Origin of the sequence: Candidatus Magnetaquicoccus inordinatus, from assembly GCF_004217665.1 — a bacterium.
Taxonomy (GTDB): Bacteria; Pseudomonadota; Magnetococcia; order Magnetococcales; family Magnetaquicoccaceae; genus Magnetaquicoccus; species Magnetaquicoccus inordinatus.
The window spans coordinates 33,420-44,671 of the sequence record NZ_RXIU01000008.1 but is presented as its reverse complement, the minus strand read 5'-3'; the positions used below and the strand labels follow the sequence as shown (position 1 = coordinate 44,671).

General features: G+C 55.8%; 9 protein-coding genes. All 9 read left to right on the top strand.

The window, feature by feature from the left end; genetic code table 11:
- Positions 1-190 (top strand): hypothetical protein (locus tag EJP87_RS18295; protein WP_227657400.1); only part of this gene is annotated, 190 nt, incomplete at its 5' end.
- A 12-nt stretch (positions 191-202) separates the two neighbouring features.
- Positions 203-901 carry a metal-dependent transcriptional regulator gene (locus EJP87_RS01640; protein ID WP_130470123.1) on the top strand — a complete coding sequence of 233 codons (699 nt, stop codon included), beginning with the start codon at positions 203-205 and terminating at the stop codon, positions 899-901.
- A gap of 49 nt (positions 902-950) precedes the next feature.
- Positions 951-5,780: a hypothetical protein gene (locus tag EJP87_RS01635; RefSeq protein ID WP_130470122.1), complete on the top strand. Its 4,830-nt coding sequence runs from the start codon at positions 951-953 to the stop codon at positions 5,778-5,780.
- Between the two features lie 12 nt (positions 5,781-5,792).
- On the top strand, positions 5,793-6,722 hold the full coding sequence (locus EJP87_RS01630) for an OmpA/MotB family protein (RefSeq protein WP_130470121.1): 930 nt from the start codon (positions 5,793-5,795) through the stop codon (positions 6,720-6,722).
- Complete coding sequence (locus tag EJP87_RS01625; protein ID WP_130470120.1) at positions 6,719-7,990, top strand: EH signature domain-containing protein; 1,272 nt, start codon at positions 6,719-6,721, stop codon at positions 7,988-7,990. Before EJP87_RS01630 ends, EJP87_RS01625 begins: the two co-directional genes overlap by 4 nt.
- A 487-nt stretch (positions 7,991-8,477) precedes the next feature.
- Positions 8,478-9,308 (top strand): magnetosome protein MamD, encoded by an 831-nt coding sequence (gene mamD, locus EJP87_RS01620; protein ID WP_130470119.1) that lies wholly within the window; start codon positions 8,478-8,480, stop codon positions 9,306-9,308.
- A 16-nt stretch (positions 9,309-9,324) separates the two neighbouring features.
- Positions 9,325-9,648: a magnetosome magnetite crystal formation protein family gene (locus EJP87_RS01615; protein WP_130470118.1), complete on the top strand. Its 324-nt coding sequence runs from the start codon at positions 9,325-9,327 to the stop codon at positions 9,646-9,648.
- Between the two features lie 2 nt (positions 9,649-9,650).
- Entirely contained in the window at positions 9,651-10,994 is a 1,344-nt protein-coding gene (gene mamH, locus EJP87_RS01610; RefSeq protein WP_130470117.1) for a magnetosome biogenesis transporter MamH, read from the top strand.
- Between the two features lie 25 nt (positions 10,995-11,019).
- Positions 11,020-11,247: a magnetosome protein MamI gene (gene mamI, locus EJP87_RS01605; protein ID WP_130470116.1), complete on the top strand. Its 228-nt coding sequence runs from the start codon at positions 11,020-11,022 to the stop codon at positions 11,245-11,247.
- The last annotated feature ends 5 nt before the right edge of the window (positions 11,248-11,252 follow it).

Genomic DNA, 11,252 nt, shown 5'->3' with positions numbered 1-11,252 from the left:
TTTCCGTGGCGTTGAATCAATCCTGGAAGATTCCTTTCATTGCCGGGGTGGCCGATACCCTCTTTGGGGAGGGGAGGTGATGCTCAAGGAGTATGGCGTGCGCTGGGCTGTATCGACCAACCTGGCGATTATTGCCATTGCCATTCTGGTTGGGGGAACCATCAATCATCTGTTGCGGCTGTTTGTCTGAGGAGAGAATACGATGCATAGCTGTTCTGTGCCGTTGGATGAACTGCTGGAGATGCTGTGGCGGCTCCATGAACGACAAGAGTTGACCCTGACCGCTCTACGCCAGGCTGACCAGGACCATGCCTATGAGGGGACTCTGAGAGAGCAAGCGGAGAGCGGCATGTTCTCTGTAGAGGGAGAGAATCTTGCATTTTCTGCAGCAGGGAAAAGTCGGGCCGAGGATATCGTGCGACGCCACAGATTGGCAGAGCGGTTGATTGTGGATGTACTGGGCAAACAGCCAGCGGAAACGGAAAACGCTGCATGTGAATTTGAGCATCTGTTGGCACCCGAATTGGTGAATGCCATTTGTACTTTGTTGGGACATCCGGCGCTATCGCCTCGGGGCATGCCCATCCCGCAGGGGATCTGTTGCCAGAAGAGAGAGGTGATGATCAAACCGGCTTTGGTGCCGCTTTCTCTGATGGATGTGGGCGTTCCGACCCGTATTGCTTCCCTGGAGACAGATGATCCAGAACGACTCAACCGACTGATGGCGCTGGGGTTGTTGCCGGGGACACATATTACCCTGCTGCAACGCTACCCGGCCATGGTGGTACAAAATGAACAACGGCAGATTGCTTTTGAAGAGTCTGTCGGCAACGATCTCCGGGTATGGAGTACCATGCCGACCAACCTGGGCATTGTGGCGCACGCTTTTCCGGCTGTTTGACCATTTTTACGGCACATTCATAGTATAATCCCGCACAAGGGAGGCCGAATTGTTAGAATTTGCTGTCTTTATTTCCAGCCACACCGGGCACTTTCTTTTGGCGTTTTTGGTCATCAGCGGTTTTCTGGCCAGTCTGGCAATCTTTTTTTATCAGACAGGACGGATAGGCCGGCAGGTCAAGGCCGCCATGCGTCTGTTGCAGACATGCAGTGATGACTCTGCTGCGCTTTCCGAGCGGGAACGCATGACGTCGGACCCCGCTCGCAAGCAACGTTTTGCCAACAACTGGGCGCAGTTCAAGGCCGGCATGGAGGGCCCCGAAATGGCCCTGTTTGCCGGAGCATGGGGTGAGTTCAGCAAACACCTTGAATTGCCTGCTGTCGATTCGGGAAGACCAATTCGGACGACAGCGGAGCCAGACCTCTATTTCAACGAGCGCAGTCTCTATTTTTCCCATATCAATACCCGCCTTTTTGATGCGGTACCCGGCTTTTTGACCGGGGGTGGCATCTTCGGCACTTTTGTTGGTCTGGTATCGGGTATCTACCTGGCGCGGGATGGTTTTTCTGCTGGTCCCCAGGAGATGGTTCTGGCCATGCAGTCGCTGATGGGAGGGGTTTCAACGGCCTTTATTACCTCCATTTTCGGTATCGGCCTGTCCATTCTCTTTTCCGTGCTGGAGAAGCGGCGCCAGCATTGGATCAGCTTGTTGCTGCGGCGGTTCAGTCGGTTGTTTGAAGCCTGTCTGGAGATGGCTCCTGCCGAGAATGCCGATTTGGCCAGAATTCGTCGCATCCAGACGGATCAACTCGGCGAACTGCAACGACTGAGTCAGATCATGCAGGGGATGGCTGCCCAACCAGCGGGGGCCTCTGCCCGGGAGATCGAATCCAAGATCGGCAGCAGTCTGGCGCCAGCCTTGGGCAAAATGTTTGAGCTGCTGGTCAAATTTCAGGAAAACCAGAAACAGTCCCAGCAAACGGGCCTGCAGGAGGTTTTGACGGGTTTGATGGAAAAGTTGGAGGGCGGCTTTTCTCACAAGCTGTCTGGTATCGAGTTGGCCTTGCATGCCTTGAACGAGAATCTTCGCAAGCAGCATGACAGTCAATTGGCCGCTCACGGGGCCCAGTTGGCCGCCTGGGAGCGATGGCAGGAGAGTCAGAGGGCCGGAGGCGTGGTTGCGTCTGAGCAGATGCAGCAATCGTTGCATGCGATGGGAGAGACCATCTCAACCCAAATGAAGACGGTGACTGACAGTTCAGTGGGTGGCTTGGAGCAGCGTCTGCACGCCCTCACCGAGGCGTTGCTTGGTCTGCAGAGCTTGCCCAGCCTGATTCATGACCAGATTCTGGCCATACACAGCGATGCGCAACGTGGTGTTGGCAGTATCGAACAGGGTGTTGGTCGCCTGCATGCCACACTGGACAGGCAGAATACGCAGGTTTCGAAGATCCTGGAAGAGATTGTCCAACTTCTTCGTCAATCCCTGACAGAGACGCGGTCGTTGGTGGAGGCCAAAAACGAGCAGTTGACCCAGGCCATCAAAGAGAGTTCCCAGGAGTTGCGCGGATCTCTGGCCGATACCAACAGTGCCATGGCCGAAAGCTGGCGTCACTCTTCCGGGGAGACCAACAGCTTGCTCAACCAATCGGTGGAGCAGCTTGGTCGTGCCATGGAGCAGGGGGCTGCCCGCGTCAATGCCACGCTGGAGAAGCAACACGAGCAACTGTTCCGTCTGCTCAAAGAGAGTTCTCACACGTTGCAGGAGGCGTTGTCTGGCTCCAACACGGCGCAGACCGAAAATTGGCAGCGTGCATCGGGTGAGACGCGGAACCTGCTTGGGCAATCGGTGGAGCAGGTCGGGAAGGCGCTGGAACAGGGTGTGGCCCGTATCCATGCCACGTTGGAAAGGCAGAGCGAGCAGTTGGGGAGGGCATTTCAGGAGGGTTCACAGGGCTTGCGGGATTCGTTGAGCAGCAGCAACCAGACGCTGGCTGAGAATTGGCAACAGGCCTCTGGCGAGGCCCAGGGTGCGCTTGGCCAATCGATGGAGCAGATAGGCCGTATCCTGGCCGAAGGTGTTTCCCGCATTGACAGCACTCTGGCGAGACAAAATGAACAGTTGACCCGCCTTCTGCAGGAGAGTTCGCAGGCGTTGCAGAGCTCCCTGTCCAGCACCAACAACTCTCTGGCGGAGAGTTGGCGGCAGGCGTCCGGTGAGAACCACTCCCTGCTGGATCAATCGATAGAGCAGCTTGGGCGTGTTCTGGAGCAGGTGGGGGATCGTGTCAGTACCTCTCTGGAGCGGCAGAGCGAACAGTTGACCCGCTTGCTTGCAGAAGGGTCGCAAGGGTTGCAGGGGGCGCTGGCCAACAACAACCAGACGCTGGCCGAAGGGTGGCGTCAAGCCAGTGGGGAGACCCATTCCCTCTTGGGAGAGGCGGTGGAGCGGGCTGGCCGAGTATTGGAACAGGCCATGGAGCGCATTCAGGCCACTCTGGAAAAACAGAATGACTATCTGACACAGACCTTCCGCGACAGTTCACAAGGGTTGCGGGACTCTCTGACCGACTCCAATCAGGCTCTGGCGGAGAATTGGCGCCATGTTTCCGGGGATACGCAGAGCCTGTTGGGTCAGATGGTGGCCAATGTGGGGCGCATGGCGGACGAAATGCAGCATTTGCAGCGGGAAACAGTGGGGTCGTTGCGTGAACTCTCTTCGGGTCTGGGCGGGCGTTTGGAGCAGACACTGGCCAATCTGGCCGATGTGGCTTCCGGCATCAATGCGGCGCAGATGGCCTCTGCCAACCAGATGAGGGACTCTTCGGATAGTCTTGCCGGTCGTCTGGAGCGCACCATAGCCGACCTGGCTGATGTGGCTTCCGGGATGAAAGCGGCCCAGACGGAGTTGGCGGGTGTGTTGAGCAGTTCTTCGGTCGGTTTTGCCGGTCGCATGGAGCAGACGGCCGCTGATCTGGCGGCAGTGGCCAGTGGCATGAAGCAGGCCCAGCAAGAGGTGGCCGCCCTGTTGCAGGACTCCTCGCTCACTTTCCGAGGTGAGATGGGTGCCACGTTGCAGAATTTTGCCCAAGCCTCCAGTGCCATGCTGGCTGTCCAGAACGAGATGCAGCGCGTCCTGGGTTCTGTGCCGCAACTGATTGCGGTCAGCCAGAATTTATTGTCCGGTTTGGAAAGTTTGCAGGTCAATCTGGGCGACAAACTGGCCAGCATCAGCGAATCGCGACAGGAGAGTGCGCCCGGCGCTGTCGATCATCAGGAGCTGCTCTCCTCCTTGTCGCAACTGGTCGAGCATGCTTCCGGCAATTTGCGCGAGGAGTCGATTGGCATCAGCACCTCCCTGGTGGAGGCGGGTGAAAAACTGTTGCAGGCCGGGCAGCAGTTGGAGCAGACCTCTATTGGCATGGCCAGCCTGTTTGCCACCTCTTTGGATCGCTTGACCACCACCAATGCGGATATGGTCACGGGGGTCCATCGTGCCAACGATGCGTTGTCGACCAACTTTGCCCAATCGGTTGAGGCGCTTATGGAAGCCTCGACCGGGATACGGGCGGCCCAGCAGGAGATGCAGCGTCTGCTTGTGGCCAATGCGGGAGCACGGGAGCCCGCTTCTGCCTCGATGAGTCTCTTGCAGGGGTTCTTGCAACGTTTTGAAGGGACAGTCGCCTCGCTGACCCAGGCGATGGAGCGGTTGGAGGCCAATCAGATTGCTGCCATCCAGATTCTGCACGATGGCCAGCAGGAGTCCCAGGCCGTCATTCTGCAGTCGCAGCAGGCGCTGGTGCAGGATCGCTCGGACTGGGAGGAGGGGTTCCATTCCGCCACTGCCTCGTTCCGGCAATCAGTCAATGAACTGGTTAAGATGGTGCCGGGGTTTGCGCAGGTTATGCAGTTGTCTGCCCAGCGTGCAGACGAGAACCGCCAGATGATGAGTGTTGGGGTGGGCGACTTTGCCAAAAATCTGGAACTCACCCAGGGCCGTTTTGCCCAACTGGCTGAGGCCATGGAGTCAGGCGCATTGATGATTGCGGTGGCCGGAGAGAAACTGGCTGCCGGTACGGAAAAAATGGAGGCCCTGTCGCTCTCCCTCAATGCCACCCAGGAGACCAGTCGGCAAACCCTGATGGTCATTGCCAAGTCTCATGAACAACTGCGGGCTGTCTGGCAGAACTACGAGAACCGTTTCACCAATCTGGATACCGTGCTGGGCCATACCTTCACGCAACTGAATGATGGTTTGCATGAATTTTCTAACCGGGCGTTGCAGTTCATTGCCGGTGTGGATGAGCATATGGGGGGGATTACCGAGAAGCTGGGCTACAATATTACCGATCTGGGAAGCAAATTGGATGACATGAATGACACCATGGGCGGTTTCCTGGACAAGATGTCTGGTTCATTGGTCCAGCCCATGCAGGCTGCTTCGATACAAATTGCCATGACCGGCGATAAGATCCATGGCACGCTCGGCAAATTGGACAGGTTGGCTGGTGCCATCACTTCTGCAAAGGATACCACCAGCGAAGAGGCGAAGGAGACCCTTACTGCGATTGGCGAGGCGCAGGAGCGCATGAAATCGACAGTGGCTCTCATGCAGCGGCAATTGGAGAAGGTTTGGTCCGAGCAACTTTCCCGGTTTGGTAGTGAAAACAAAGCCATGCAACAGACAATTGCCAACCTCAACAGTGACCTGAGAGAGTTTTCTTCTGAAAAGATTCTCGAGTTTATTGGTGGTGTAGACGAGCATATGGAAAGCGTTTCCAATCAATTGCGTGTGACCATTAGCGATTTCAACAGCAAGCTGGATGAACTGAACGAGGCCATGGATGTGATCGCCAATACCCTTTCCAGTGTGAAGTAGCGGATTCTCCTCATGTATCAGCAGCGTCGCCGAGAGTCTCGCGCACCCCAGTACACCTCCCATGACTATTCCATTGCCATCAGCGATGTGATGTCGGCATTGTTGTACGTTTTTATCGTGATTCTCGTCATTTTTGCCTTCAACATGGTCTCCACCGAAAAGGATTATCACAAGGAGTCACGGGAGGTTATCAGGGAGCGGGAGCAACAGGAAAAAAAACTGCAAAGGCTGGAGGCTGGGGTTGTGGAGTTGCGGACCATCTCTTCCAGACTCAAGGAGGAGATGGAGCAGCGCCAGGAAAAGACCCGGCAACTGCTGACGCAATTGTTGACCGATCTGCAGGACGATTTGCAGCATCAGGAAAATCTGAAGGTGTTTATTGACCCAAACCATGGCATTTTGCGCTTGCCCAACGAAATTTTGTTTCCTTCCGGCAAGGCGCAATTCACTCCGGAGGGGGAGGAGAATCTGCGTCGGTTGGCACGAGTATTGGAACGCCATCTGCCGTGTTATGCGGGAAGCGTCGATCGTGCGGTTCGTACCGGTTTTTGCGATGATCGCCGGTGGAATCCCGGCACTCTGGATGCGGTGTTTATCGAAGGACATACCGACAATATTCCCCTGAGCAAGGCCAATCCACACAGCAACAATTTGCACCTTTCCGGCATGCGCGCCATCCAGACTTTTGCAACCTTGATGGGGGGGGGCGATAATCAATCCCTGCTGGCGGAGTTGCGCAACCAGGCTGGCCAACCGGTTTTTGGTATCAGCGGCTATGGTGCCTACCGGCCGGTGGTCGCCCATGACAATCCGACCCCTGATCCAGCCAACAGGCGTATTGACCTGCGCTTTTTTCTGATCAATCCCAAATCATCTGTCGCCATCCCACAAATCTTTGACGCGTTGGATGGTTTGACGCGCACACTTGATGCACTGAAATGAGTCTGCAACGCGCCCTGGCCAAGGTCTCTTTCCCATTTATTTTTCCTGCGGATTGGATGGACCAGGGCAGCGCGGTGGCGCGTGCGCATCACCGTTTGACGACGCAATTGGCCGATCAGGTTGTGCAGACGATTGCTCGTGAAACTTTGGAAGAAAGCCGCAAACATCTGGTCGAGCATTTTGCTGCCCACCACTCACTGTCTGGTGTTGGCAGGCGTCATCTGCGGCAGGTTCCGTGGTATCTTTTTGCAGCGGATGAAACAGATCAGGTGCTGGCGGAGCAACCGGCCTTTTTCCTTGCCTGGCGGGATTGGCTGGCGAACAATCCAAGCAGCAGTACGGTGCGAGCTTTGTTGCACAATCTGTTGCTGCACAATCCCCAAGGTGCACGGGCGATGGACTGGCGAACGGTGGTGCGCCACCATCTGCAACAGAGTCAACATCCTCAACTGGCGATGGCCTGGAGGAGATGCGTGCGTTTCCATCTGCTGGAGGAAAATGGGCCGGAGCTGTTTGCCCAGGAAATCCTTCGAGGGGAAACCTCTTTCTTCGCTCTTTGCCAGGAGGCTGGGTTGCACGGGGAGTTGATCGGGCAAGGTTTTGTCCGTCGCAGTCTGGACCATTTTCTTCAGTTGATGGAACTCCATGCGGATTCAAACAGTTTGCCTCTCAACACACTGCAAGCAGTGCTGCATGGCTTTCGGGATGCGCAAGGTCGGCTTCAACAGGTAGTGACTGGATTTTCTGCCCGCCTGGCAGAGGTGCTGTTGCGTCCTTTTGCAGAGAGCGATCCTGAAGAGAAACTGCGTCTGTTCCTGCGTGATTTTTTGGTAAAAACATTGGGAGATCCACGAACGCATCCAGCAGCCTGGCAGAGCGTGGAGGCGAAGGCTCGTGACGTTTTGATCGCCTGGTTGGTTGGCAAACCGAAAAGGGTAGATGAAAAGCTTTGGCTTTTCATACAGGAAGCCAATCGTCAGATGGCGGGTTTGGAGACCGACTTTTACCATCTGAAAGATCATGGTCTGGCCGCACAACCGCAGCGCGTGCACCAGGCACTCCATCGCCTGAATGCCATCCTCGGTGTGGCTGGTTTCCTGGAGTTGACCCAGGTCGTGCAGGCTGGAGAGGGTATGATGGGGATGCTGGTTCAACTCCGAGACAAAGCACTCCCTTTTTCTGTGGCCGTGGTTGACAAGCTGCTTATGTTGCTGACCACTCTTCGAGAGTCCATTGATGAATTGCCAGGGAGACCAAAAAATAAATAATGATTTCATTGCTACACTTAAAATATTTTTTAGCAACTTCTGTTTTCATAATGGTTGTGCTGTCGGGGGGGGGGTAATAATTGATTTTCGTTGAGTTATTATGTGTTGAGAATCAGTTTCAAATGATTTCTTAATATCAGATCGCGATTGTATTGCACCTGTGAAAGGTATCTTTCTTTGCGATTATACCGGAAATAAATCATTTTTTCAGTTGACGGATAATCGACTTTTCTCTAGCATACCTTTCCGACGATGTCAGGTATCGGGTCGGTCAGCGTCTGGTCCACGGGGTTTGGTCAGTTGGCTGTTCGTGGTGATACGCAGCCTTTTTGGCCGTTGGAGTTTGGCTGACGTGGATTGATTTGCTTTACGGTTTTGACACGTAATAGAGTTTTGGTGTTCCGTGGGAATTGTCACGGAAGATCTCGCCAGGGTACAAGGCTTGGCGTTTGGTTTTTTGTTACCGCCTTTTCCAGGGAGTTGCGCAATGGCAGCAGAGACAATGATGTTCAAGTTAAGTGGAGCCGCACAGGCGGCCCAGGTGCCCATGCTGGCGGGTCAGTCCTTCACGGTGGGTAGCACAGTGGCCACCGGAGATGGCATGGCCAACTGGATTTTCTTGAAGCCGGTTGCTGGTGGTGGAGCAGAAAACATGGTGGCGCTGAAGCTTGAGGGGGCCCGGCAATCCGGTCAGCTTTCAGCTTTGGTTGGCAAGACCGTGACAGTTGGCAAGGCGCCCATTGGTACCGCTCAGGCCGGAAAATGGCTGATTCTGCACCAGGGTATGGGTGGGGCTGCCGTCAAGGGTGCGGCGGGTACCGGCGTGGCCATGCAGCAGATGGGCATGCGTGTCACCGAGAAGGAGATGGAAACGGCAGCAGCCAAGGCCTCTTCCAGTGCCTCCAAAGGGGCCGCAGGAAAAGGTGCCCTGGGTGCCTGCCCGGCAGCAGGGAAGGGTGGTGCTGCCGTGGCTGGGAAAGGTGTTGCAGCTGGCAAAGGTGCGGCGGTCGGCAAGGGGATGGTTTGTGCCAACACCGGCGTGACCGGAGCAGCCGGCAGCGCGGCTGCCGTGGGAGGAAAAACGGCCCTGGGTGCGACGGGTGTCACCGGAGCGGCCGTGGGAGCGGTTGGGGCAAAGGGGATTGCAACGGGTGGAACAATCTGGACCGGTTCGGGTACCAGTCTTGGCCTTGGCCTGGGGCTGGGTGCCTTGGGTCCAATCCTGCTGGTGGCGGCCATCGCGGCTGTGGGTGTTGGTATCCACAGCTACATGAAACGTCCCGTGGAGGAAGAAGCCTTGGAAGATGCCATCAGCTAGTCAGGGAGTGTTCGGGATGAGTGGGGTTGCGATGAAAGCCAAAGTGATGGCCGCGTTCAGTTACCTGGGGGTTTTGTGTGTCGTTCCCCTGCTGTTCAACCGAGGCGATTCCTTTGTGGACTTTCATGCACGCCAGGGATTGGTGTTGTGGGTCTGGGGAGTGTTGTCCATGTTTGTGATGCATTTTCCCGGTCTCGGCCCTTACCTGTTCAGTACTTCGACAGTGCTGGTTGCCTTCCTGAGTCTTTTCGGGTTGGTTTCCGTGGCGTTGAATCAATCCTGGAAGATTCCTTTCATTGCCGGGGTGGCCGATACCCTCTTTGGGGAGGGGAGGCAGTAGGTATGGCCTCGCCCTCTCCCAAGTTTTCGCCGTTCCAGACGGCGGAGTCCCGTGAGCAGAGCGCAGAGGGAGAACTGCTCCTGAAACACCAGCATAATGCCCTGTATCTGGTGGTTGCACTCGGAATGATTTTCCTGACGCTGGTGGTTGCTGTACAGCCGCTCTATTTGAGCGTGGTGCATGGTTTGGCCCGTGACAACGCCGGGTTTGTCAATGCCAATATCCAGGTGATCACCGAGTTGGTTGATCTGGTACTGGTCGGATATCTGGGCTATGTCTCCGACCGTGTCGGTCGGGTGCCATTGCTCGTTTATGGCTTTCTTCTCTCTGGCATCACGGCGCTGATTGCTCCCTTTGACTTGTCCATCGCCGCTTTTCTGGGGGTCAATTCGCTGGTCGTCTTTTATGTGGTGCGGGTGTTGATGTCCGTGGGGGGCACGATGGTGTGGCCCCAGGTGGCGACACTGAGTGGTGACTACAGCAATGTTGAGGATCGCCCGCGTCAGTTGGCCAATGTCGGATTCATGATGGCGTTTGGGGTGACCTTGGTCTACGCGGTGCTGATGCAGTTTGCCGAACGGGCCGGTCTGACCGTCACCATGTGGTTGGCCGCCCTGATAGCGTTGGCAGGTGCATGGCTCTCACGACGGATGCTGGTCGAAACAGCACAGCCCCGTGAACAAATCAGCTTCCCGTTCCAGGACGTGTGGGAACTGGTCAAGCATAAACGGGGTATCCGGTTGAGCTTTCTCTCGGCACTGACCTCTCGCAATGATATGGTGATCGTTGGGCTGTTTCTGATGACTTGGTTTATCTATTTTGCCGACTTGGTTACGGAAACAACCCATGCTCAGGCAGCCTCCAGGGCAGGTTTGGTGATTGGCCTGCTGGGTGTGGTCGTTTTGGTTTCGATTCCCGTGTGGGGTTGGTTGACAATCCGTATCGGTCGGGTTCCGGCTATGGCCATCGGGTTGTTTCTTTCGGCACTCGGTTTTGCGGCCATGGGGTTGGTGTTCAATCCGTTCTCATGGTGGATTCTGGTACCGGTTTTTCTGATTGGTGTCGGTCAGGCGGGTTGCATTTTGCTTCCTCAGACCTTGGTCCTGGATTTGGCTCCGGATGGAATTCGCGGTTCCGTGTTGGGTGTGTTCAATACGGTTGGTTGCTTCGGGGTGATTTTTTTCCTGCAGGTGGGAGGAATTCTCTTCGACTGGATCGGTCCAACAGCACCTTTCATCTTTACAGGTGTGGTCAATTTGCTGCTGTTTGGTTATGCGTTGGCCGTTATGAAGTTGGACGCCGATGAAGGTGTGTCGTCTAGGGGGGAAGGTTTGTCGTCCGTTTAGTTTCTGTGGGGAGGAAGGGCTGATCATGCCTACAATCGTGTTTGGGTTGCTGTCGGTGGCGTTGGGGTTGTGGGGAGCATCGATCTGGTGGTGGTCGGTGGTCGAGGTGCTTCGTGGCCTTGTGCCGATGGTGTTGCTCGTTCTCGGATTGGTCGCTCTGGGAGCCGGGCTGACCAAGATGCGTGATGGTGGCGCATCACCAGAACAACCGGATGCCGAGTTGATGGAAAATTCTCCTCGTGCTGGCGAGTAGACTCC